The 21,554-nt window shown below is 61.4% G+C and carries 21 protein-coding genes and 1 pseudogene; 7 read left to right on the top strand and 15 right to left on the bottom strand.

The genetic code is table 11. The features are described 5' to 3' along the window. Window positions 1-6: 6 nt before the first annotated feature. The 6 genes from BHD08_RS14585 to BHD08_RS14560 form a co-directional block, all read right to left on the bottom strand. A complete protein-coding gene (locus BHD08_RS14585; protein ID WP_003285751.1) occupies window positions 7-276 on the bottom strand; it encodes a K+/H+ antiporter subunit F in 270 nt (89 codons plus the stop codon). Continuing rightward, entirely contained in the window at window positions 261-761 is a 501-nt protein-coding gene (locus tag BHD08_RS14580; RefSeq protein WP_015277602.1) for a Na+/H+ antiporter subunit E, read from the bottom strand. Before BHD08_RS14580 ends, BHD08_RS14585 begins: the two co-directional genes overlap by 16 nt. After that, window positions 758-2,257: a monovalent cation/H+ antiporter subunit D gene (locus tag BHD08_RS14575; RefSeq protein WP_015277603.1), complete on the bottom strand. Its 1,500-nt coding sequence runs from the start codon at window positions 2,255-2,257 to the stop codon at window positions 758-760. Before BHD08_RS14575 ends, BHD08_RS14580 begins: the two co-directional genes overlap by 4 nt. Next, window positions 2,257-2,583, bottom strand: coding sequence for a Na+/H+ antiporter subunit C (locus tag BHD08_RS14570; protein ID WP_015277604.1), 327 nt, complete (start codon window positions 2,581-2,583; stop codon window positions 2,257-2,259). Before BHD08_RS14570 ends, BHD08_RS14575 begins: the two co-directional genes overlap by 1 nt. Continuing rightward, complete coding sequence (locus BHD08_RS14565) at window positions 2,583-5,375, bottom strand: monovalent cation/H+ antiporter subunit A (RefSeq protein ID WP_125023154.1); 2,793 nt, start codon at window positions 5,373-5,375, stop codon at window positions 2,583-2,585. Before BHD08_RS14565 ends, BHD08_RS14570 begins: the two co-directional genes overlap by 1 nt. A 218-nt stretch (window positions 5,376-5,593) precedes the next feature. After that, window positions 5,594-6,055 carry a glycine zipper domain-containing protein gene (locus BHD08_RS14560; protein ID WP_106155392.1) on the bottom strand — a complete coding sequence of 154 codons (462 nt, stop codon included), beginning with the start codon at window positions 6,053-6,055 and terminating at the stop codon, window positions 5,594-5,596. A 165-nt stretch (window positions 6,056-6,220) separates the two neighbouring features. Here BHD08_RS14560 and BHD08_RS14555 point away from each other — a divergent pair, with 165 nt between their 5' ends. After that, entirely contained in the window at window positions 6,221-6,457 is a 237-nt protein-coding gene (locus BHD08_RS14555; RefSeq protein WP_125023152.1) for a hypothetical protein, read from the top strand. A 213-nt stretch (window positions 6,458-6,670) separates the two neighbouring features. Here the strand turns inward: BHD08_RS14555 and pdxH are convergent, their stop codons facing one another. From pdxH to dinG, 4 genes are all read right to left on the bottom strand, one after another. Further along, on the bottom strand, window positions 6,671-7,318 hold the full coding sequence (gene pdxH / locus BHD08_RS14550; protein WP_015277608.1) for a pyridoxamine 5'-phosphate oxidase: 648 nt from the start codon (window positions 7,316-7,318) through the stop codon (window positions 6,671-6,673). A gap of 198 nt (window positions 7,319-7,516) precedes the next feature. Next, entirely contained in the window at window positions 7,517-8,143 is a 627-nt protein-coding gene (locus tag BHD08_RS14545) for an OmpA family protein (RefSeq protein WP_125023150.1), read from the bottom strand. A gap of 135 nt (window positions 8,144-8,278) precedes the next feature. After that, entirely contained in the window at window positions 8,279-9,427 is a 1,149-nt protein-coding gene (locus BHD08_RS14540) for a serine hydrolase domain-containing protein (RefSeq protein WP_125023148.1), read from the bottom strand. 112 nt (window positions 9,428-9,539) lie between these two features. After that, a complete protein-coding gene (dinG, locus tag BHD08_RS14535) occupies window positions 9,540-11,684 on the bottom strand; it encodes an ATP-dependent DNA helicase DinG (RefSeq protein ID WP_125023146.1) in 2,145 nt (714 codons plus the stop codon). Window positions 11,685-11,770: 86 nt separating this feature from the next. On the opposite strand from dinG, the gene BHD08_RS14530 reads away from it, so the two are divergent. Beyond that, window positions 11,771-12,235: a CopD family protein gene (locus tag BHD08_RS14530; protein WP_125023144.1), complete on the top strand. Its 465-nt coding sequence runs from the start codon at window positions 11,771-11,773 to the stop codon at window positions 12,233-12,235. Between the two features lie 58 nt (window positions 12,236-12,293). On the opposite strand, the pseudogene BHD08_RS23235 reads toward BHD08_RS14530, so the two are convergent. Continuing rightward, window positions 12,294-12,647: pseudogene (locus tag BHD08_RS23235) on the bottom strand (OmpA family protein); the annotation flags it as partial. Between the two features lie 417 nt (window positions 12,648-13,064). Here BHD08_RS23235 and BHD08_RS14520 point away from each other — a divergent pair. Both BHD08_RS14520 and BHD08_RS14515 read left to right on the top strand, forming a co-directional pair. Further along, window positions 13,065-13,562, top strand: a complete 498-nt coding sequence (locus BHD08_RS14520; protein WP_015277614.1) for a DUF6231 family protein — start codon at window positions 13,065-13,067, stop codon at window positions 13,560-13,562. Between the two features lies 1 nt (window position 13,563). Further along, entirely contained in the window at window positions 13,564-14,049 is a 486-nt protein-coding gene (locus tag BHD08_RS14515; protein ID WP_125023142.1) for a YchJ family protein, read from the top strand. A gap of 46 nt (window positions 14,050-14,095) precedes the next feature. Here the strand turns inward: BHD08_RS14515 and fpr are convergent, their stop codons facing one another. Then, entirely contained in the window at window positions 14,096-14,872 is a 777-nt protein-coding gene (gene fpr, locus BHD08_RS14510) for a ferredoxin-NADP reductase (RefSeq protein ID WP_015277616.1), read from the bottom strand. 113 nt (window positions 14,873-14,985) lie between these two features. Between fpr and BHD08_RS14505 the strand changes: the two genes are divergently transcribed. After that, window positions 14,986-15,912, top strand: coding sequence for a LysR family transcriptional regulator (locus BHD08_RS14505; protein ID WP_125023140.1), 927 nt, complete (start codon window positions 14,986-14,988; stop codon window positions 15,910-15,912). Window positions 15,913-15,936: 24 nt separating this feature from the next. On the opposite strand, the gene erdR is transcribed toward BHD08_RS14505, so the two are convergent. Continuing rightward, window positions 15,937-16,587 carry a response regulator transcription factor ErdR gene (erdR, locus tag BHD08_RS14500; protein WP_015277618.1) on the bottom strand — a complete coding sequence of 217 codons (651 nt, stop codon included), beginning with the start codon at window positions 16,585-16,587 and terminating at the stop codon, window positions 15,937-15,939. 245 nt (window positions 16,588-16,832) lie between these two features. Between erdR and BHD08_RS14495 the strand changes: the two genes are divergently transcribed. Next, window positions 16,833-17,744: a DMT family transporter gene (locus BHD08_RS14495; protein ID WP_125023138.1), complete on the top strand. Its 912-nt coding sequence runs from the start codon at window positions 16,833-16,835 to the stop codon at window positions 17,742-17,744. Window positions 17,745-17,756: 12 nt separating this feature from the next. Here the strand turns inward: BHD08_RS14495 and BHD08_RS14490 are convergent, their stop codons facing one another. Then, window positions 17,757-18,467 (bottom strand): tRNA-uridine aminocarboxypropyltransferase, encoded by a 711-nt coding sequence (locus tag BHD08_RS14490; protein ID WP_015277620.1) that lies wholly within the window; start codon window positions 18,465-18,467, stop codon window positions 17,757-17,759. A 128-nt stretch (window positions 18,468-18,595) separates the two neighbouring features. Here BHD08_RS14490 and BHD08_RS14485 point away from each other — a divergent pair, with 128 nt between their 5' ends. Next, window positions 18,596-18,994 carry a PA3611 family quorum-sensing-regulated virulence factor gene (locus tag BHD08_RS14485; RefSeq protein ID WP_015277621.1) on the top strand — a complete coding sequence of 133 codons (399 nt, stop codon included), beginning with the start codon at window positions 18,596-18,598 and terminating at the stop codon, window positions 18,992-18,994. 57 nt (window positions 18,995-19,051) lie between these two features. Here the strand turns inward: BHD08_RS14485 and BHD08_RS14480 are convergent, their stop codons facing one another. Beyond that, the gene (locus BHD08_RS14480; RefSeq protein WP_125023136.1) at window positions 19,052-21,466 is read right to left on the bottom strand and encodes a xylulose 5-phosphate 3-epimerase; all 2,415 of its coding nucleotides are present in this window, start codon (window positions 21,464-21,466) and stop codon (window positions 19,052-19,054) included. Between the last annotated feature and the right edge of the window lie 88 nt (window positions 21,467-21,554).

Raw genomic sequence — 21,554 nt, 5'->3', positions numbered from 1 at the left:
GCCCCCTCAATCAATGATATCGCCGTGCAGCAGGTGCTTGCCGACTGCCACGGTACTGACGAACCCCATCACGGCGATCAACAGTGCCGCCTCGAAAAACAGGTCCGAGGCCAGCCAGATACCGAACAGCACGATGAGCGCAAGGGCGTTGATGTACAGCGTGTCGAGCGCGAGCACCCGGTCAGGCATGTCCGGGCCCTGGACCAGACGGACGACGTTCAACACAGCCGCCACACCCAGCACGGCCATGCAGAGCGGAATTACGTAGGCGAGCATTCGAAGATCTCCAGCAGCGGTGCTTCATAGTTGCGTTTGACGTCGGCGATCAGCGCATCGACATCCGGCACATCCAGCGCATGCACCATCAGCGTCCGGCGATCCGGACTCAGGCACGCCGACACCGTACCCGGCGTCAACGAGATGATGCTGGCCAGGGTAGCCAGGGCAAACTCATTCTCGATCGCCATGGGCACCTCGATGAATGCCGGGCGCAGATTCTTCTTCGGCCCCAACACCAGCTTGGCGACCTGCACATTGGCAATCACGATGTCATAGAGAACCTTGAGCGTGAAAAGGCACAGCCTCAGCGGCTTGCGGATGGTTGGCACCTCGATGAGGAAGCCGCGGACCAGAAGCGGAATACCCCAGCCGAGAAATAGCCCAAGCAGAAGATGGCCAAAGCTCAGCGTGTTGTGCAGCAGCAACCAGAGCAGCGCCAGCAGCAAGGTCAGCGCAGGACTCGGTAACCAGCGGGACCTCATGCCGCACCTCCCGGAACGATCTGCAAATAGGGCGCGACGTCGAGCAGCTGAGCTGCGGTAGCCTGCATGAATGCCTGTAGCGGCCCGGCCGCCGCCACCAGAGCCACGCTCGCAAGGAGCAGCCCCGCCGTGGCGACCACTCGGATCGGATCAGCCACCTGCCCCACCGCTTCCGAAGCATGACGCCAGAACACCAGGCTACCGGCGCGACTGAGCGCGATCAGCATGCCCAGACCACCGACCAGCACGACAGCCCATAGCGCTATGGCGTCCGGACCGACGTCGATGGCGCGCAGCAGCATCACTTTGCCGAGAAAGCCGGAAAAAGGCGGGAGTCCGGCAACCGAAATCGCCCCCATGAAGAACAGCGAGCCAAGCAGCAATGGTTGGCGCAGGGCTGGCGCTGAGACCAAGTCGGTGCCTAGATCGCCGCGCTGGCGAGCGATCAGGTCGGCAAGCAGGAACAGTCCACCGGCAACCAGCGTGCTGTGCACCAGGTAATACAGCGCGGCGGCGAGGCCCACATCGGTGCCCAGGGCGATACCGGCGAGAAGCGTTCCTACCGATACCACCACCAGATACGCCAGCAGCACCTGCAGGTTCCGTGCAGCCAATGCGCCTATCACCGCAGCACCAAGGGTCAGCAGCGCCAATGGCCAGAGCCAGACTTCGACCATATTGCTCAGCTCGCCCGCCTCGCTGCCGAAAACCAGGGTAAACACCCGCACGATTGCGTACAGCCCGACCTTGGTCATGATCGCGAACAGGGCGGCGACCGGCGCGGTAGCCGAGGCATAGGCACGGGGCAGCCAGAAATAGAGCGGCAGGATGGCGCCCTTCAGCGCGAAGACCACCAGCAACAGATAGCCCGCGGCGGCAAGCAACGGCGCATCGGCCGGTTCGGCGGCGCTCACGCGGCCCGCCATATCGGCCATGTTCAGCGTGCCCAGCAGGCCATAAAGCATGCTGACACCAATCAGGAACAGCGATGAACCGAGCAGATTCAACACCACGTAGTGCATGCCGGCACGCACCCGTCTCTGCCCATGCCCGTGCAACAGCAAGGCATACGAGGAGATCAGCAGAATCTCGAAGAAGACGAAGAGGTTGAACAGGTCGCCGGTGAGAAAGGCGCCGTTGATGCCGAGCAGCTGAAACTGATAGAGCGCATGGAAGTTCGGGCCGCGCTCATCGTCACCGCGACTGGCATACAGCACGGCGAAGCCTGCCAGAACAGCAGTCACCAGCAACATGAGCGCGCTCAGGCGGTCGAGCATGAGAATGATGCCGAATGGAGGCTGCCAACTGCCAAGGGCATAGATGCGCAGCTGACCATCATCGGAGAGCAGCACCAGCCAGAGTGCTATTGGCACGAGCGCCCAGGTCGCTGCCAGCGAGAGCAAGCGTTTGGCTGGCTTGCCCATCCGGTGAGCGAACAGCAGTACCGCGCCCACGAACAAGGGCACCAACAATGGAAGGATCAACGCATGATTCATCAGCGGGGCTCCTGCCCATCGACATGGTCGGTGCGCAACTCACCGATACTGCGCAGCGCCAGCACCACTACGAATGCAGTCATGGCAAAGCCGATGACGATCGCAGTAAGAACCAGAGCCTGAGGCAACGGGTCGCCATATTCAGCGCTCTTGCCGATGACCGCCGGAACGCCGGTAGCCAGACGGCCCATGGAAAAAATGAACAGGTTGACCGCGTAGGAAATCAGCGTCAGCCCCATCACCACCGGAAAGATCCGCGCACGCAAAAGCAGATAAACACCGCTGGCGGTCATTATTCCAAGCGTAATCGCAAACACAGCTTCCATCAGAGCACCTCCCTGCTCGTCTCGTCCTGCCTGACCTGGCCGATATTGGAAAGGATCAGCAACGTCGCCCCGACAACCACCAGATAAACCCCCAGATCGAACAGCATTGCGGTAGCCAGCTCGAACTCACCGATAAGCGGCAGATGGAAATGATCGAACGCGGATGTGAGGAACGAGTGCCCGAACAGCAAACTGCCCAGCCCGGTTGCGCCCGCAATGAGCAGGCCGGCGCCGCACATGGCGTGATAGCTGAACGGCTGGCGCGCCTGAGCCCAGGCCACCCCATGGGCTATGTACTGCAGAATCAACGCGACGGCCGTGATAAGACCGGCGATGAAGCCGCCACCCGGCAGGTTATGCCCGCGCAAGAAGATGAACGCCGAAATCAGCAAAGCCATCGGCAGCAGCGCGCGCGCCAGCGCATCGAGCATCATTGGATGCTTGTCCAGCGACCAAAGTCGCCCACCTGCGTCCCGAATCGGATGGGGCAAGCGCAGCCCATAGAGCAGGCTGTAGATACCAACGCCGGCGATCGCCAGAACGGCAATCTCACCCAACGTATCGAAGCCGCGGAAGTCGACCAGAATCACGTTGACGACATTGGTACCGCCACCGCCCGAGACACTGTTCTCGAGGAAAAACGAGGCAATGCTGTCGTAAGGACGCGTTAGCACCGTATAGGCAAGCAGCGCCACCATCGTGCCGCAGCCACCGGCGAGAATGAAATCACGGAAGGCGCGCAGGCTGCTCGATTCGGCAGGCGTGCGATCGGGCATGAAGAACAGCGCCAGAATGAGCAGGATTATCGTCACCACCTCAACCGACAGCTGCGTGAGCGCCAGATCCGGAGCCGAGTAGCGAGCGAAGCCCAGGGCGACCATCAGACCGACAACGCTGAGCACCATCAACGCCACCAGACGCCGGCGATGGAACAGCACCGTCAACAATGAAGTCAGCGCCAGGATCACCATCCCCGCCACGGTAATACCGTCCAGCGGCGTCAGTGCGACCGTGCCGTGGAGCGTTTGCAGGGGAGTCAACGCGAAGACAACCAGCACCAACGTACTGATCAGCATGAGCGCGATGTATCTTTGCAGCGAGCCGTTCTCCAACAGACTGGTGATGTAACGTGCGCCAAGGGTCAAGCCGGCCATGACGCGTTCGAAGACTTCCAGCGAATCGACAGTAGGCAGCCCCTCGTACCAGCGGAACGCCCACTTGCGCAGCGAGTAGATCAGGATGCCCCCGATCAACGCCACGAAGCTCATCGCCAGCGGCAGATTGAAACCATGCCAGATCGACAGGCTGTACTCCGGCACGTTTCCGTTCAGGGTACCCGACACCGCAGCAGCCAATAGCGGGCCGACGGTAAATGCCGGCAGCATGCCCACCAGCAGGCAAAGCAGCACCAGAATCTCCACCGGTATCTTCATGTAACGCGCAGGCTCATGCGGTGGATACTTAGGCAGATTAATGGGTTCACCATTGAAGAACACGTCGTGCACGAAACGCAGCGAATAGGCGACCGAGAACGCACCAGCCAGGGTCGCAGCCGCAGGAATGGTCCAGTAGAAGCTGCCGAGCAAATGCTGATCGAGCGTCTCGGCGAAGAACATCTCCTTGCTCAGGAAGCCGTTGAGCAGCGGCACACCGGCCATCGCCAGGGACGCGACCATGGCCAGCGCAGCCGTATGCGGCATGTACTTCCACATGCCGTTGATGCGCCGCATGTCACGCGTCCCGGTCTCGTGGTCGATGATCCCTGCGGCCATGAACAGCGAGGCCTTAAACGTGGCGTGGTTGATGATATGGAAGATCGCTGCCACGGCTGCCAATCGGGAGTCCAGACCGAACAGCAGCGTGATCAGGCCCAGGTGGCTGATGGTGGAATAGGCCAGCAGCCCCTTGAGGTCATGCTGAAACAGCGCCATCACTGCGCCCAGCAGCAACGTCGTCAAGCCAGTGATGCTGACCAGATAGAACCACCATTCCGACTCCGCCAGCGCAGGATAAAGTCGCGCGAGCAGAAATACGCCAGCCTTGACCATCGTCGCCGAGTGCAGGAAAGCGGACACCGGCGTCGGCGCGGCCATCGCCTGCGGCAACCAGAAATGAAAGGGAAACTGCGCCGACTTGGTGAACACGCCAAGCAAGACCAGGATCAACGCGACGGGGTAAAGGGCGTTGGCGCGAATCAGGTCACCCGATGCCAGCACCGTCGTCAGCTCGAAACTGCCGACGATATAACCGATCAGCAGAATGCCAGCGAGCAGCGCCAACCCGCCGCCTCCCGTTACTGCCAGCGCCATACGCGCGCCCTGGCGGGCATCGGCACGATAATTCCAGTAGCCGATCAGCAGGAACGACGAAAGGCTCGTCAGCTCCCAGAACATAAGCATCAGCAACAGGTTCTCGGACAGCACCACCCCGAGCATCGCGCCCATGAACAGCAGGAAGAACCCGTAAAAGCGCCCCATCGGATCCTTCTTCGACAGGTAGTAGCGCGCATAGAGAATCACCAGCAAACCGATGCCGAGAATCAACAGGGCGAACAGAAAACCCAGCCCATCCAGGCGCAGACTGAGGTTCAGGCCCAGCTGGGGTAGCCAGTCGTAATGAATGATCTCGGTCTGACCGGCGAACACATCGGCACGCTTGGACAGCAACAGGATCAGCGCGGCCAGCGGCGCAAGCCCAGCACCGAAGGCGCAGGCGGAGCGACCAAAACGCTCCAGGAAAAGGGGCAAGAAGATGCCCAGAAATGGCAAAGCGATAATCAGCGCAAGCGCCATGAACGAGACCCCTTAAGCCACCGTTTCGGAGGCGTTCTTATCCTTGCAGGCACAGCAACTGCCTGAAACAGCACACAAATGTGCGCCCGATTATCCATACGGATGATGCCGGCGTCATGGATTCATGTATTACGAAAAACAAAAGGCGCCGCCTCCGTCCCGTTTTTTTCGGAACGGATGGCAGCGCCCAGTTCAGCTCAGGACAACAGTGAAGCAGATCAAGGGGCGACGCGACTGGTGCCACTGACAGTCATGATGCGCACCCGCTGCCCGACCCGGAACACCTGATTCGGCTCGACCGCCTGAACGTAGGCACGCATGTTGCCATCATCCTCACGAACGGTAATCTCGACGCCCTGCGTGCGGGTGATACCCTCCTCCGCAGCCGCGCCGAGCATGCCACCCGCCACCGCACCGATCACGGCGGCGACTGCACTGCCGCGTCCGCCGCCGACGCCGCTACCGGCAACTCCGCCAACAACCGCGCCCGCGCCAGAACCAATAGGCGTCTTGGTGCCTTCGATCTTGACCGGACGCAGGGATTCGATGGTTCCATAGCGCACCGTCTGAACGGCACGAGCCTCGTCTCGGGAATAGGTATCTCCAGTAAGGCTGGACGCGCAGCCACCCATGGCCAAAGCCAAGGCAGTGAAGGAAGCGGCAAAAATGGATTTACGCATTGTGATTCTCCTGCAAGCAGCTGTTTCGTTCCGGGTGTGGCCTGGCGTGACAGCGATGAAAAAGCGCTTGGCAACTCCACCATCCTGACTCAGCATTTGCCACCTTCGAGGCATACATATGCGAGTCGAACCTGGTGCGCCGGGTTCCTTCCTAAGAGACGACCCATGGATTACTTCATCATAGCTATCACCACGGTGGCCGGCCTGGCTTTTCATGCCTGGCTCATAGTCCGCTTCCGCCGCTGGGCCGATCGCGATCTGGCGCTGTCCATGGCCGGCGACGACCCGGCCAAGCGCAGCTGGATGTTACAACGGCTCGCCGATGCAAAGACCGAAAAGATCAAACGGCGGGACCTGGAGAACTGGCTCAAGCAGCAGGCCCAACGTTACTCGGCGGCATAATGAAATCCGCAGCCCAGTCGCAGCAGCACTAGCGCTATCGAGCTGAATCATCAGACCGCAGAACAGGCGCTTTCTCAAAGCAAGGGTGTGGCCTTTGCGTTACGACAGATTACCGATCACAGGGCGACGACGGCGCCAGCGTTCGCCCTACCATGTGGCATCCCTGCAAATCACGACTAGGTAAGACTTGCGCGGCTGCCGTCGCGCCTTGGATCAGGGTGCCAGGCGCTCGCGCTGCCAGCTGTTGGCGACCAGGCGGTAGTCGAGCCGGTCATGCAAGCGGCTCGCGCGCCCCTGCCAGAATTCCATGCGTTCCGGCAGCAGGCGATAACCGCCCCAATGCGGAGGGCAATGCGGAGCCTTGTCGAGGAAGCGCTGCTCAGTCTCGGCCAGCAGACGCTCCAGCGCCGCCCGGTCCGGAATGACCTGACTTTGCGGCGAGGCCCAGGCTCCCAGCCGGCTGCCCAATGGGCGGACATGGAAATAGGCATCCGATTCATCTTGGCTGACCTTCTCCACCCGCCCCTCGATCCGCACCTGCCGCTCGAGCGTCGGCCAGAAAAATGTCATGGCGGCAAAAGGCGTCGCCTGCAGCTGTTGCCCTTTGGCACTGTCATAGTTGGTGAAGAAGGTGAAGCCGCGCTCATCCAGCGCCTTGAGCAGAAGGATGCGGCAGTGCGGACGACCGTCAGCGTCGACCGTTGCCAGCGACATTGCATTTGGCTCTACCGGAGCCTGCTCCGTCTTCATCGCTTCGGTAAACCACTGATGGAACAGACCGAAAGGCTCGGCGGGGGCATTGGCCTCGCTGAGTCCGTCACGGGTGTAATCACGGCGCATATCGGCCAGGGTCTGGATCATCACATGGCTCCTTGTTTTCGAATAAGCAGGCTTCAGCGTACCAAGCGGCTGGTAGCCGGGCGACGGTCGATTACCGAGCCGGCCTGCAAAGTAAAGGTTAGCCGCCTTCCCGCATCCCGCGCTTGATTCAAGGCAACCATGCCGAACGAAAACAGGCCCGCAAGCGGGCCTGTTCGACATCACACAATCTGGGTAGCGTTATTTTGCCACCTCGGCTTGAGCCACCTGGGTTGCAGGCTGCGCGGGCTGCTCATACTGGGCAATCAACGCCAGCATCGTTGTTTGCGGTGCCAGAACCATCTCTACCCGACGATTCAGCGCACGACCTTCCGTACTGTCATTCGCGGCGCGCGGCATGTCGGAACCCAGCCCACGAATGCGCAGACGGTCATGCTTGAGCCCGCTCAGGCGGAAGATGGCCGCTACCGCACCGGCGCGCTCGCGGCTGATGGTGCGATTGATTTCGTCGGCGCCGGTACTGTCAGCATGGCCGAGCACGACGACTGCAGTCTTGTCGTCCTTCTCCACCAACTTGGCTACCCGGGTGATTGGCCCGAGGGTAACCGGCAGAAGCATGCCAGGACGGTCGGGGTTGAACGATGAATCCACCGGCGCGGTAACCACCAGAACACTTTCGCGCCGCTCCACCTCAAAACCTGTACCCACCAGAGCGTCACGCAGTTTCGGCTCATACTCGTCGAGCCAGGCGTAATCGACCTTGGCTGCAACCGGAGCGGCCACTTCGCTGGGCTTTTCGCTTTTCGAGCTACAGCCCGCTACGACGATCATGCAGAAGATCAGGGAGACGCTTTTCAGCAGGTTCATGAGCAAGTTTCCGTCAACCACGAGCGTTCTGGGAGAGGCGACCTGTCGAGGCGAGGCCACTGGTGAGTTCGAGTTGAAATTGTGGACGCAAGTCCTTCTTTTGAAAAGCCTGCCTAACCAGAAGTGACGAGTGGTTCATCGCATGCATTCCGCGACGCAACGCGCCAACGCTTGTGCACGTAGATCCATCAGAACATATGGCCCAAGAGTATTGGTCACAAAGCCGAATGCCAGCTGGCGCTCCGGGTCGGCAAAACCGATGCTGCCACCTGCGCCCGGGTGACCAAAGGCCTGCGCGCCCATGCCGAATGTGGCATTCGCAACCTCCGGCTGATCCAGCCAGCAACCCAGACCGAAGCGTGTGGCGGCCAGCAGGGTGCGATCCTCCCCGGCGCTGTGCTGGCGTGTCATCTCGCGCAGCAACGCCTCGTCGAGCAACTTGCCTTGCAGCAAACCGGTATAGAACCCCGCCAACGAACGCGCATTGCCATGACCGTTGGCGGCTGGCTGCGCCATGCGGCGCCACTCCGGCCTGTTGCCGCTGCTCATGATCGACGGCGGGTTATTGAATGCTTTGGTACTGATCGACTCCGGTTCGCTCATCAGCGTCCTGAACAGTCGCTGCGCTGAAGCATCGCCAAAATCGTTTTTGGTCCGAGTGAGATAAGCGACGCGATCGGCATCCACATCATCCAGGCCGACATGGAAATCCAGTCCAAGTGGTGCAGCCGTGCGGCGTGTGATCGACTCGCCCGGGCCGCAGCCATCGACACGACGCAGCAGCTCGCCCACCAGCCAACCATAGGTCATCGCGGCGTAGCCCTGATCAGTGCCAGGCGTCCACCATGGTTCTTCGGCAGCCAGCGCCGCGGTCATGACATCCCAGTCGTACAGTGCTTCTGCGGGCAACGGTCTACGTATCGCCGGCAAACCCGCTCGATGGCAGAGCAGCTGACGCAGGGTGATGGCGGCCTTGCCATTGGTGGCGAACTCCGGCCATACACGTGCGACAGGTTCGTCCAGCTCCAGCTTGCCCTCCCCGACCAGCTGCAGCGCAGCGACTGCGGTAAACGTCTTGGTACAGGAAAACAGGTTGACCAAGGTATCGCTGTGCCAGACCTGCTCTCCCTGGTTGTCGGCAACGCCCGCCCAGAGATCGGCGACCGTCTCGCCACCAATCTGCACGCAGAGTGCCGCTCCGCGTTGCTGAGTGCCTTCGAACAGTGAGCCGAATGCCTCGCGAACCGCTTCGAAACGAAGATCGAAATAGCCTTGAACCTGCACGTTGCCACCCTCTCGAAGTCTGTGCCTCGCATTCTTGCAACCGTCGCCTGGCAATGGAACCGCCAGGCGGCGCGGTGATGGACGAGCATCGCGCCCGGTTATCGCAGCCTGTTCAGCCGATTTCGCGGCGAAACGGCGGCAACGCATTGAGAATCGCCTTGCCGTAGCGCTGCGTTACCACCCGTCGGTCGAGCAGCGTGATGGTTCCGCGATCCGCCTCGGTACGCAACAGACGCCCACAGGCCTGCACCAACCGCAGCGAGGCATCCGGCACAGCGATCTCCATGAAGGGGTTGCCGCCACGCGCTTCGATCCACTCTGCCAGAGCAGCCTCGACCGGGTCATCCGGCACAGCGAACGGGATCTTGGCAATCACCACATGCTCGCAGTAGGCCCCGGGCAGGTCCACGCCTTCGGCGAAACTGGCCAGACCGAACAAGACGCTGGACTCGCCGTCATCGACCCGCGCCTTGTGTTTGTTCAGGGTTTCCTGCTTGGACAGGTTGCCCTGGATCAGAACCCGGCGGCGCCAATCACGCTCCAGCCCATCGAACACGTCCTGCATCTGCTTGCGTGAGGAAAACAGTACCAACGTGCCCCGGGCGCCCTCGACCAATGCTGGCAATTCGCGAACGATCGCCGCCGTGTGTGCTGCGGCGTCGCGCGGATCGGCCTTGAGGTCCGGCACGTGGAGCACGCCGGCATCGGCATGGTGAAAGGGACTCGGCACTACGGCAGTGACGGCGCCCTTTGGCAAGCCGGCCCGCATGCGATAACGATCGAAGCTGTTGAGGGCGGTCAGCGTCGCCGAAGTCACCAGCGCACCGAAAGCGACATTCCAGAGATTGCGCCGCAGTGTCTCCGCAGCGAGGATCGGGCTGGCATTGACCTCGATATCGAACAGCGCACCACCTTCGGCCAACGTCAGCCAGCGCGCCATCGGCGGACTGTCTTCCGGATCCTCGACGGTGAACGCGGTCCACAACTCCCAATTACCCTGCGAGCGGGTCAGCAAGCTGCCGAACAGGGGGTACCACTCCTCGGCCTGATGGCTGGCGATCCCGCTGCCGGTTTCACCATCCATGGCCTCTTTGAGCAGCTCGGCGATGCGGGTGAACAGGTCGGTCAGCTTGGCGAAACCTTTCTTCAACTCTGTACCCAGCTCGACGAGATGCTCCGGCACCACGCCACCGACGAAGCGATGCCGGGGCCGCTCACGGCCTTCCATGTCTTCGCCAGCCTTGAAGTCGGCAAGCTGCTCGCAGGCGCTGAACATGAACTGCTGCTGGGTACGCAGCTCGCGCGCCAGTTCGGGAATGCCCTCGACCAGTCGACCGAGTTCGCCCGGAAGCGGATGCTGCGCAAGCAGCTTGGTCAGATTCTTTTCTACCTGCCCCAACCAGTCCGCGGTCGAGCGTAGCCGGGTGAAATGGGCGAAATGACCAATGGCCTTGTCCGGCAGGTGATGACCTTCATCGAATACATAGATCGTCTCACGCGGATCGGGCAGCACCGCGCCCCCGCCCAGCGCGAGATCGGCAAGCACCATGTCGTGATTGGTGACGATCACGTCAACCTTGGTCATGCCCTCTCGCGCCTTGTAGAACGCGCACTGCTGGAAGTTGGGACAATGCCGGCCCGTGCACTGACTATGATCGGTCGTCAGCTGCGACCAGTCAGAATCGCCCAGCTCCTCGGGCCAGCTGTCGCGATCTCCATCCCAACGATTGCCGGCGAGCTTCTCGATCATGCTGGTGAAGAGCTTCTGACTACGCTCATCGACCTCGATACGAAAACCTTCTTCCTCAAACAGCTGGGCGGTCGCGCTCTGCGCCTGCCCCTCCTGCAACAACAGGTCCAGCTTGGATAAGCAGAGATAACGCCCGCGCCCTTTGGCCAAGGCGAAGCTGAAGTTCAGCCCGCTGTTGCGCATCAGATCCGGCAGGTCCTTGTGCACGATCTGTTCCTGCAAAGCGACAGTCGCGGTGGCGATCACCAGGCGCTTGCCTGCCGCCTTCGCTGTAGGAATCGCTGCAAGGCTGTAGGCAACCGTTTTGCCAGTACCGGTACCCGCCTCGACCGCGACCACCGCCGGCTCGCTCTCGCGGCGTCCTTCAGCGTCGGTCTTGATGGTGCCGAGCACCTTGGCCACTTCGGCGATCATCAGCCGCTGGCCATAGCGGGCCTTGAGCCCCTTGGCTTCGAGAAAGCGAGTGTAGGCGCCCTGGATCTGGGACTTAAGTTCGGTGCTGAGCATGGGCGCGGAGCTGTATATATTTTCAGTATTTCGATAGGGCGGCTATGATAACGCGCGCTCGCTCAACCGCCACCGGAGATTTGCCCATGACGCCCTTCGCCTTGCTCTACGCACTACACGTACTTGCCGCGACGGTTTGGGTGGGCGGCATGTTCTTCGCCTGGATGGTGTTGCGTCCGGCAGCCGTGGCGATGTTGCTGGCTCCGGAGCGACTGAAGCTGTGGGCTGATGTATTCCGGCGTTTTTTCGTCTGGGTCTGGGTAACGGTGCTGGTTCTGCCGGTGAGCGGAATTGGCATGTGGCACATGCGTTTCGGTGCGCTGGAAAGTGCGCCGCGCTATGTACACATCATGACAGGGCTGTATCTGGTGATGCTGGCGCTATTCCTGCGAATCCAGTTGCTGCAGTTGCCGACGCTCAAACGCGCCGTCGCTGGCGAACAATGGCCCGAAGGAGGCGCAGTGCTCGGCCAGATTCGCCGACTGGTCGGCATCAACCTGGTGCTGGGCCTGCTGGTCATAGCACTGGCCAGCGCAAGACCACTGTTTTAGCGGACTCTAAACAAAACAGCCGGGCGCGAGGCCCGGCTGGATCACCACCTCAGCTGAATCAAGGACGCGCTTCGACTTCGGCCTCTACGCGACGGTTGATGGCACGACCTTCCTCGGTCGCGTTATCGGCCACCGGACGCGATTCGCCGTAGCCAACCGAATTCACGCGACTACCCTCGACACCGTACTGATTGACCAGCACTTCACGCACGGCTTTCGCGCGGCGCTCGGACAGACGCTGGTTATAGGCATCGGTACCCACCGAGTCGGTGTGACCTTCAAGCACGGTAGTGGTCTGGCGATATTCCTTCATGAAATCGGCCAGGTTCTGGATGTCGCCGTAGCTGTCCTGCTTGACTACATCGCGATCGAAGTCGAACTTGACGTCCAACTCGACGCGAACCGGCTCGGACGCAGGCTCTGGTTCCGGCTGAGACTGAGGCATCGGCTCAACCGTTTCGACAACGGCAACGGTTTCCTCCTCCATGCCGTTGGCCCAACAATAGGCCGCTGCGACGCCACCACCGATCAGCGCACCCCAACCGGCATAGGAGCTGCTCTCGATAGCCCCAAGCGCGGCACCGGTCACGCCACCTACGGCCGCACATGTCGGCCAGTCCTGTTTCTGCACGCCTGCACAACCGGCCAGGAACGTGGTCATGACAATAACGGGTACTGCTGTCCGTAATGTACTCATCGATCAAAACCTCCAGTGTGGACATTCAGCCAGAACCGCCGCGTACGGGAGTCCGGGTGGCTCCGGTTACTTTCAGACTAGGCCGACAAACGGCACCGCGCTAGTCTTCACCTTTGAAACGAGGATTCTCGATTGACTGAAAACCCTGTATCGCATACGCCACAGCAAGCGCTTGCGGCGATGCTCGATCACTATGCCCCGGCGCGCCTGTTACACGTGGGGCGCAGCGATCAACCCGCTCTGGCTGCCTACGCCGAATGTCATCCGGAGTGTCAACTCGAGCGCGCCGATGTTGCTCCGCTGCCCGAAGAGCTGGCAAAGCAGCGCTATGACCTGGCGTTGTTCGCCGATTGCCTGGAACATCTGCCAAAACGCAGCGGCCTGGAGCTGCTCGGCAGTGTCCGCAACCTGAACGCCAGCCGCATGGCCGTACTCGTCGATCTCGAAGCCTGCGAATGGCAGACCACCGATTTCTATGCCTTGGCGCTGCAGGTCAGCGACCGCTTCCAGCGCGACGGACAGACCTTGACGCTCTTCACCTACGACCTGCTCCAATACAAGCAGGTTCCAGACTGGCTGAACGCCAGGTTCTGGGCGAACCCAGAAATGTTCGGCAAATACTGGTGGTGACATGAGCGATCAGCAACAACTCGACTCTAACTGCCCGTGCGGCAGCGGCAATGCGTTTAATCAATGCTGCGGCCACTATCATGCAGGCACCCCCGCGCCGAGCGCCGAGCTACTGATGCGCTCCCGTTACAGCGCCTATGTGCTGGGGCTGGTTGATTATCTGCAGGCAACCACGCTGCCGGCACAGCAGACGGCGCTGGATCTGGAGGGGATACGACGCTGGAGCCTGGACAGCACGTGGCTGGGGCTGGAGGTGGAAGACAGCCTGGTACTTGGCGGCAAGCCCGAGCATGCGCTGGTGACATTCACCGCGCGCTGGCACGATCAAGACGGCGAACATGCCCATCAGGAGCGCTCGGCTTTCGTTCAATGCAGCGGCAAATGGTACTTCATCGATCCAACGGTACCGTTGAAGGCGGGACGCAACGACCCCTGCCCCTGTGGCAGCGGTGCGAAGTTCAAGAAGTGCTGTGCCGCCTATGTCTGATCCCTGCCAAGTCGCCGCGACTTAGCGCCGCGGCGACCGAGGAGCATCACTTCTCGACGAAGGCGCGCTCGATCAGGTAATGGCCTGGATCGCCCATGCGCGGCGAGACGCTCAGGCCGAAGCTGTTCAGCACCTGGCTGGTTTCGTCCAGCATGCTGGGACTGCCGCAGATCATTGCCCGATCATCCTGCGGATTGATCGGTGGAAGCCCGATGTCGCTGAACAGCTTGCCGCTTCGCATCAGTTCGGTCAGGCGACCCTGATTCTCGAATGCCTCGCGGGTGACCGTGGGGTAATAGATCAGCTTTTCCTTTACCGCCTCACCGAAGAATTCGTTCTGCGGCAAGTGCTCGGTGATGAACTCGCGATAGGCGACTTCGTTGACGTAGCGAACCCCATGCACCAGAACGACCTTTTCGAATCGCTCATAGGTTTCCGGATCCTGGATGACACTCATAAACGGCGCCAGCCCAGTGCCCGTGCTTAACAGATAGAGGTGCTTACCCGGCAGCAGATCGTCGAGCACCAGAGTTCCGGTCGGCTTGCGGCTGACCATGATCTGGTCGCCTTCCTGCAGATGCTGCAGCCGTGACGTCAGCGGACCGTTCTGCACCTTGATGCTGAAAAACTCCAGGTACTCTTCGTAGTTCGGACTGGCGATACTGTAGGCACGCATCAGCGGACGACCCTCGACTTCCAGGCCGATCATGACGAACTGACCGTTCTCGAAGCGCAGCCCTGCATTACGGGTAGTCTTGAAGCTGAACAGCGTGTCGTTCCAGTGATGCACACTGAGAACGCGCTCAACGTTCAGGTTACTCATGTTGCGAATTCCTCGTGGTGTCGCGACGGGCGTCGTTACGTGGCGTCAGTCTAGCGATAGCCTTAATATTCGTTAAATGGATAATAAAGATATCGGTTATCGGTTATATAGATATGCATTTCACGCTCCGTCAAATCGAAGTTTTCGCCGCCGTCGCCAGACAGGAAAGCGTGTCTCGCGCTGCCGAAAGCCTTTCCCTGTCGCAGTCGGCAACCAGCACGTCGCTGGCCGAGCTGGAACGGCAGTCGGGCTGTCAACTGTTCGACCGGGCCGGCAAGCGGCTCTGCCTGAATGCACTCGGACAACAGCTGCTGCCGCAGGCCGTCGCCCTGCTCGATCAGGCACGCGCCATCGAGGATCTGCTGAATGGCAAGAGCGGCTTTGGCTCACTGGCGGTGGGTGCGACGCTGACCATCGGCAACTACCTTGCGACCCTGCTGATCGGCAGCTTCATGCAGCGCCATCCGGAGTGTCGGGTGAAACTGCACGTGCAGAACACGGCGCACATCGTGCACCAGATTGCGCAACACGAACTTGATCTGGGTTTGATCGAGGGCGAGTGTCAGCATCCGGATCTGGAGGTCCAGCCGTGGATCGAGGACGAGCTGGTAGTGTTCTGTGCGCCCCAGCATCCGTTGGCCGGCCGAGACCTGGTGGATCTGGAGGAGTTGACGTCCGAAGCCTGGATACTCCGGGAAAAAGGCTCGGGCACCCGCTTGACGTTCGAGCAGGCCGTGCGTCATCGACCGGGCAAACTGAATGTGCGACTGGAGCTGGAGCATACTGAAGCGATCAAACGCGCCGTGGAATCGGGGCTTGGTATCGGCTGCATCTCTCGGCTGGCTCTGCGCGACGCGTTCCGCCGCGGTAGCCTGGTCCCGCTGGCGACGCCAGAGCTGGACCTGCGGCGCCAGTTCTACTTCATCTGGCACTCACAGAAATACCAGACCGCAGCCATGCTCGAATTCGTCGAGCAGTGTCGCGCGATGACGTCAGGTGTCCGCCGCAGCGATGAGATCAACCTGCCGCCGATCGCCTGAACGCTGCAGCAAACACGGCCGGCATCAGCTGGTAGGGATGGAGCCCATCTGCTGTAGCAGCAAGGCGGCCTGGGTTCGTGTACGCACGCCAAGCTTGCGGAAAATAGCGGTCACATGGGCCTTGATGGTCGCTTCGGACACATTGAGTTCATAAGCGATCTGCTTGTTCAGCAGGCCATCACAAACCATCGTCAACACACGGAACTGCTGCGGTGTCAGGCTGGCAAGCCCCGCGCTAGCTGCCTTGGCCTCGTCGCTGACGTTCGCCACGTCCTGAATGTTGCTCGGCCACCAGACGTCGCCATCCAGCACAGCGCGCACCGCCTCCTGGATGGTTTCCAGAGAGCTGGACTTGGGAATGAAGCCGCTGGCACCAAACTCGCGGGAGCGCGCAACAACCGCCGCGTCTTCCTGCGCCGAGATCATCACCACCGGCAGATGCGGATATTGCCCGCGGAGCAGCACCAGACCGGAAAAGCCATAAGCGCCCGGCATGTTCAGATCCAGAAGGACCAAGTCCCAATCGGCGCCCTGGTTCAGAAAGGTTTCCAGTTCGGCGATGCTGGCCGCCTCCACCAGACGTACGTTTTCCCCCAGCCCCATGGTGAGCGCCTGCTGAAGCGCACTGCGGAACAGCGGATGATCATCGGCAATGATTATTTCGTAAGCAGCCATTGGCAGACCTGTAGTTTTTATTGGCGCTTTTCATCGGCTTGAGCAGCCGATGCCGACATGATGACGGCAGAACCCCTAGAAATTGCTTCGGGGATGGTCCGATGTGGATATTTCAGCCGGCTGAAACCGAATATCGGCCGCCCGCTACAACAAATCAAGCGGCGCAAGCATGCCCACCGATGAATAAGTGGTCAAGCGCGGCGCTTTATAGCAAAGTTTGCGACTTTTCCCGAACGAGCTGAAACATGCGCAGCCAAGCCCTCCGCGCCGACTTCCTGATGCTGATCACCGCCATGATCTGGGGCACTGCCTTTGTGGCCCAGCGCATCGGCATGGACAACATCGGTCCGTTTCTTTTCACCGGCCTGCGTTTTGCGCTCGGTGCCCTCGCGCTGCTGCCACTGGTGATCTATCAGGGCCGCACCAAGGCTCGCCACGAACCGTTCCTGCAGCGCGGCCTGCTTCTGGGTGGCTTGAGCATGGGCCTTGCGCTGACGCTGGGCATCAACCTGCAGCAGGTCGGCCTGCTGTTCACCAGCGTGACCAATTCCGGCTTCATTACCGGCCTTTACGTAATCGTGGTACCTCTGCTGGGCCTCGCCATCGGCCACAAGACCGGCTTCGGCACCTGGCTCGGCGCATTCCTCGCCGTGGCGGGCATGGCAATGTTGAGCATCGGCGAAGATTTCACCGTAGCCTCGGGCGACTGGATTCAGCTAGCCGGTGCGTTCGTCTGGGGCGTGCACGTGCTGCTGGTGAGTTTCTTCGTCAGCCGCCACGACGCCATCCGCCTGGCCTTTCTGCAGTTCGCCACCTGCGCCGTGGTGAGCCTGTTGCTGGCCCTGGTCTTCGAGGAGATCAATCCGTCCAGCATCTGGCTCGCCGGCCCAGCGCTCATCTACGGCGGTCTGTTTGCGGTTGCGGTCGGCTATACGCTGCAAGTCGTGGCGCAGAAGCACGCCATTGCATCCCACGCGGCAATCATTCTGTCGCTGGAGGCCGTATTCGCCGCCATCGCCGGCGCGCTGTTCCTCGAGGAAAGCCTGACGCTGCGCGGTTACATGGGCTGCGTACTGATGTTCATCGGCATGCTGGCAGCGCAACTTTTGCCACGCAAGCCGGAAGTATCTACGACCAGCGCTGCCGTCAAGGTCTGAGGTGCAAGCGCATCAGGGCGCGGGCTTCAATGCCAGATGTGCCGGATTTTGCAGATCCGGTTGGCGATGGTACTTGGCCCCCAGATAGTGCTCGGTAAACACATCGAGCCAGGCATCCAGGGTATTTGCCGCGGCCGAATCGCCTGCCAGATCCAGGCAGAGAGCGGCGACCTCGGCGGTGCACAGGTGGTCACTGCGGGTCGAACGGCGCAGCCGGTAGCGTGATAACGCCTCAGGTTGCAGGCTTAGCACCGGCAACCCATCCAGATAAGGACTCTTGCGAAACATCTTGCGCGCCTCGGTCCAGGTCGCATCGAGCAGGATGAAGAGCGGACGCTTGTCGGACTGTCGCTCGACCTGACCCACAACCCGATGCGCCTCGGCATATTCTCCGGGAAAGATCACCAGCGGCTGCCATTGCGGATCGGCCAGGAGAGCCAGCAGTCGCGGATCGACACCCGTACGCTGCCAGGTGAAGGCGAACGTGTCGGGAACGACATCGGCGATCAGCCAACCCGTGTTGCTCGGTTTCAGCGGCTCGATATCGTGCATCAACAGGCAGACGCCGCAATCGCTATGGATTTTCGGCAGCCACGCACAGAGACAGTGGCTGAACGGCACACGGCAACGCGCGCAACGCGGAGCACGCGAGCCACGCGCAACGAAAGGCTTGAGGCTTTTAGCCAGGCGCTCGTCGCGCAGACGGGCTACGGCATGGGGCATGGGTTGGGCTCGACGGCTGACGATCAGGCGCGGCAGTCTACAGCGGCCACGCCCCTGCCGGGCAATACCGGTAACTGAACCGCACCACAGCCAGCCGGTCGAAATAGCGCAGTCATAAGGAGACCGCCATGTACCGTCTGACTACCCTGCTCGCTCTGAGCCTCGCCTTACCCGTTGCCCACGCCGCCTCGCTGCAAGAACAGCAGCTGAGCCAGTTGCTCGACCAGGTTGCCCGTGAAAGCAGCGTCGGCACACCCCGCGCGATCAACGAAGACATCCTCGACCAGGGTTACACCGTGGAAAACAACCAGCTGGTCAACCACCTCAGCGTTCAGCCGCGGCATGCAGCGCAGATGAGGGATAACCCGGCCGACGTGCGCAGCCAGCTTGCGATCAGCGTCTGCGGCAATGAGGGGCTACGCAAGCTGATGAGCCAAGGCGCCGTGCTGCGCTATGACTTCAGCGAATATCAGAGCAACAAGCCCATTGCCAGCGAGCGCTACAAGGCGTCCGACTGCGGTCTGTAGCACCGCAACGGCCAGCGGGAGCGGCCTACTGGCCGCACTCCCGCCGCGCCTTTTCTGTCAGGCGTCGCCCCGCAATATCTGCGGATCGCCCTTGCCGGCCACCGCCGCAGCTTCATCCCGCGTGAGTAGCGCTGTGCGTGGAACATTGCGCAACCGCGCGCAGGCGGCCAGCACATTGGCCCAACTGGCACGGTTGGCGAACTGCATACCGAACTCGTCCAGCGTACCGCCACGGTTGCGATAGCCGAGTGCCGAGCATTTGCGTGCATCGGGCAGGATCGGCCAGAGATGACCGCGAGCCACTTCCGGGCGCATATGGGTCAGCAGCACACGCATCTCCATTTCGTCGGGGAACAGACGCTCCGCCACTCCGTCGCTGGCGCGCGCCTCGACTTCCCAATGATCGCGAGGCCCCCGGAACCGACCCGGCTCCTGCAGATAAACCAGGCGATAGGCACATTCGGCCTCCTTCAGACGCTTGGCGGCACGCAGCATTTCACCCAGCTGATAACTGCCGTTGGCGATTAACAGCAACGGCTCACTGCCCGGCTGCTCCTCGACCACGATGGCACCGTCACGTGCCAGCTGTTCGGACTGCGCACGATCGAAGTAGCACGGCCGATCACGCTTGGGCATGACCAGGCAAGCTAGTTCGCCACGCGCCTGATAGATCGCCGGCAGCAAGGCCAGGGCGCTGTTATGGTCGGCAGGAAACAGCACCCGCACCATGTCGTTCATCTCACCGAGCAGCGCCTCGCAGAATGTGGTGTCCTGGTGGGACTGCTGGTTCTTGCCGTTCTCCCAGGTATGCGATGTCGCGATCAGCGGCCAGCCGAGCCAGCCCGCCGGCCGGCCGATTTCTTTCTGCTGACGGGAGAAGATGATGCTCTGTCGCACCACACCAAGCATCTTCACGCAGAAGGCTTCGTAGCTGGCCACCAGATTCAATCCGCCCTGATTGGCCAGGCACGCTGAAACCACAGCCTCTTCGTTGAGCGCGGTGATGATGGCCCCATCTATCGCTTCGAGTTCGCTTTCCGGCTCAATCACCCGGTGCTTGAGCGCTTTCAGCACCCCACCCAGGCGGTTGCTCGCCAGCTCGTCCGGGTTACCGACGCGCGGCCGCAAGGAGGGGTTGGCCGCAGTCAGCTCGACGAAGAAACGATCCACTGCAGCCATCGGTGAACAGGCGTCGTCGCGGTAATTCAGCTTTGGCATGACCGGTGCCGGTGGCCGACGCAACGCCAGCGGGTTGTCACGCTCCAGCACTCGCCCCTGGCGGTTGCGTTCGAACAGTTCCAGTGCGGCCGCCAGCTCCGCCTGCGGAACGAACAACCGTGCCGCATGCTCATTGAACAGATCACGCGACTCTTCATCCTGGCTCGGGTTGCCCGGCAGCGGCAGGTTGTGTGCGGCGTTGCGGCCGGCACCATAGAAGCCGAAGCCCTTTACCGTTTCGGCAATACCGTACGGCATCGGCAGCGGGTAGTTGAGGATGCCGCGAGCCTTTTCCTCCACCCGACGTTCCAGGCGCAGTTCCATCTCCCAAAGGGTCGCAACGAATGCCGCGGGGTCGCGCCCATCGAATGGCATCGGATCGAAACCGCACTGGCTCAGATGCTGGCGGAAATCGGCAAGGCCCTGCTCGGTGCCCAGCGCGGTGCGCTGTTCGATCCGCCGCCCATTGGCGATCATTACCGGCAACGCCACACCACAATCTTCGGCACGCCACCAGCGCGGTATCCAGTCACTGCCGCGTTGTTCTTCCGCCGCACCATCGGAAAGGAAGGCCACCAGCGTCTCGCCGGGCAGCGGCATATGCGCATATTGCAGCTCGGCAAAGCCCAGATAGCCGCCCTCGGCAATCCCGCCAGCGGTATGCGGATTGACGTGGCTACCCAGTGGCGCGAGCGGGCTGCCATCGGCCGCCTGGTGGTAGCCGTAGAAATCCTGCAGCAGGCGATTCATGCCCGTCTCGCCGCCACCATAGGCCTGCGCCTGTTCCGGGTGCAGGTTGCCCGTCAGTAGATTGAGGGCATCGACGGCGGCCACGCAGTGGCCCTGCCCCATCAGCCAGGCTCGGGTACGGCCGGTCAATGCATTCAGCGCCAGATAGCCCGCATAGGCCGGCACCATGTTGAGTGCTCCACCGGTATGCCCCTCAGGGCTGCGCTTGAAATCGTCGACGGCTAGCGGCGTGCCATCCAGATGCACATGCTGCGCATAGGTCATGTGCACGACCAGCCAGAGGCCGGCGCTGGCGACGCGGTCGACCGCCTGCAGCAGGCGATAGACGCTGGCCAGATCCGCTTGGTGTCCCGCCTGCACCAGCTGATGGGCCAGACGGAATACTGCCGCCTGGGTCTCCAGCCCATGCTCGAACGGGCCAAAACCGCCGCGCCAGGCGGCAAATTCCGGTTCGGCTTGTGCGTGTTGATCCAGCTCGACGAGGCTGGGCAGTAGCTGACTCATGGGATCACTCCGTTGGTAAGCGGGTTGTGCTGTAGTCTAGGCAGGGCTCGTTTCGCTATCTCTGATATGTATCAAGTCACCAGGGCAG

Origin of the sequence: Pseudomonas sp. SCT (genome assembly GCF_003864275.1) — a bacterium.
Classification (GTDB): domain Bacteria; phylum Pseudomonadota; class Gammaproteobacteria; order Pseudomonadales; family Pseudomonadaceae; genus Stutzerimonas; species Stutzerimonas stutzeri_AE.
Note: the sequence above shows the minus strand (reverse complement) of the source record. Positions and strands in the feature narration are given on the sequence as shown.

Excerpts from the sequence above, each read along its gene's own strand:
- BHD08_RS14515 (WP_125023142.1), top strand. The coding sequence starts at position 13,564 with ATGAGCGATCAGCAACAACTCGACTCTAACTGCCCGTGCGGCAGCGGC.
- BHD08_RS14485 (WP_015277621.1), top strand. The coding sequence starts at position 18,596 with ATGTACCGTCTGACTACCCTGCTCGCTCTGAGCCTCGCCTTACCCGTT.
- pdxH (WP_015277608.1), bottom strand. The coding sequence starts at position 7,318 with ATGATCCAGACCCTGGCCGATATGCGCCGTGATTACACCCGTGACGGA.
- BHD08_RS14495 (WP_125023138.1), top strand. The coding sequence starts at position 16,833 with ATGCGCAGCCAAGCCCTCCGCGCCGACTTCCTGATGCTGATCACCGCC.
- BHD08_RS14530 (WP_125023144.1), top strand. The coding sequence starts at position 11,771 with ATGACGCCCTTCGCCTTGCTCTACGCACTACACGTACTTGCCGCGACG.
- BHD08_RS14580 (WP_015277602.1), bottom strand. The coding sequence starts at position 761 with ATGAGGTCCCGCTGGTTACCGAGTCCTGCGCTGACCTTGCTGCTGGCG.
- BHD08_RS14545 (WP_125023150.1), bottom strand. The coding sequence starts at position 8,143 with ATGAACCTGCTGAAAAGCGTCTCCCTGATCTTCTGCATGATCGTCGTA.
- erdR (WP_015277618.1), bottom strand. The coding sequence starts at position 16,587 with ATGGCTGCTTACGAAATAATCATTGCCGATGATCATCCGCTGTTCCGC.
- BHD08_RS14575 (WP_015277603.1), bottom strand. The coding sequence starts at position 2,257 with ATGAATCATGCGTTGATCCTTCCATTGTTGGTGCCCTTGTTCGTGGGC.
- BHD08_RS14585 (WP_003285751.1), bottom strand. The coding sequence starts at position 276 with ATGCTCGCCTACGTAATTCCGCTCTGCATGGCCGTGCTGGGTGTGGCG.
- BHD08_RS14565 (WP_125023154.1), bottom strand. The coding sequence starts at position 5,375 with ATGGCGCTTGCGCTGATTATCGCTTTGCCATTTCTGGGCATCTTCTTG.
- BHD08_RS14570 (WP_015277604.1), bottom strand. The coding sequence starts at position 2,583 with ATGGAAGCTGTGTTTGCGATTACGCTTGGAATAATGACCGCCAGCGGT.
- BHD08_RS14480 (WP_125023136.1), bottom strand. The coding sequence starts at position 21,466 with ATGAGTCAGCTACTGCCCAGCCTCGTCGAGCTGGATCAACACGCACAA.
- BHD08_RS14505 (WP_125023140.1), top strand. The coding sequence starts at position 14,986 with ATGCATTTCACGCTCCGTCAAATCGAAGTTTTCGCCGCCGTCGCCAGA.
- BHD08_RS14490 (WP_015277620.1), bottom strand. The coding sequence starts at position 18,467 with ATGCCCCATGCCGTAGCCCGTCTGCGCGACGAGCGCCTGGCTAAAAGC.
- fpr (WP_015277616.1), bottom strand. The coding sequence starts at position 14,872 with ATGAGTAACCTGAACGTTGAGCGCGTTCTCAGTGTGCATCACTGGAAC.
- BHD08_RS14555 (WP_125023152.1), top strand. The coding sequence starts at position 6,221 with ATGGATTACTTCATCATAGCTATCACCACGGTGGCCGGCCTGGCTTTT.
- dinG (WP_125023146.1), bottom strand. The coding sequence starts at position 11,684 with ATGCTCAGCACCGAACTTAAGTCCCAGATCCAGGGCGCCTACACTCGC.
- BHD08_RS14560 (WP_106155392.1), bottom strand. The coding sequence starts at position 6,055 with ATGCGTAAATCCATTTTTGCCGCTTCCTTCACTGCCTTGGCTTTGGCC.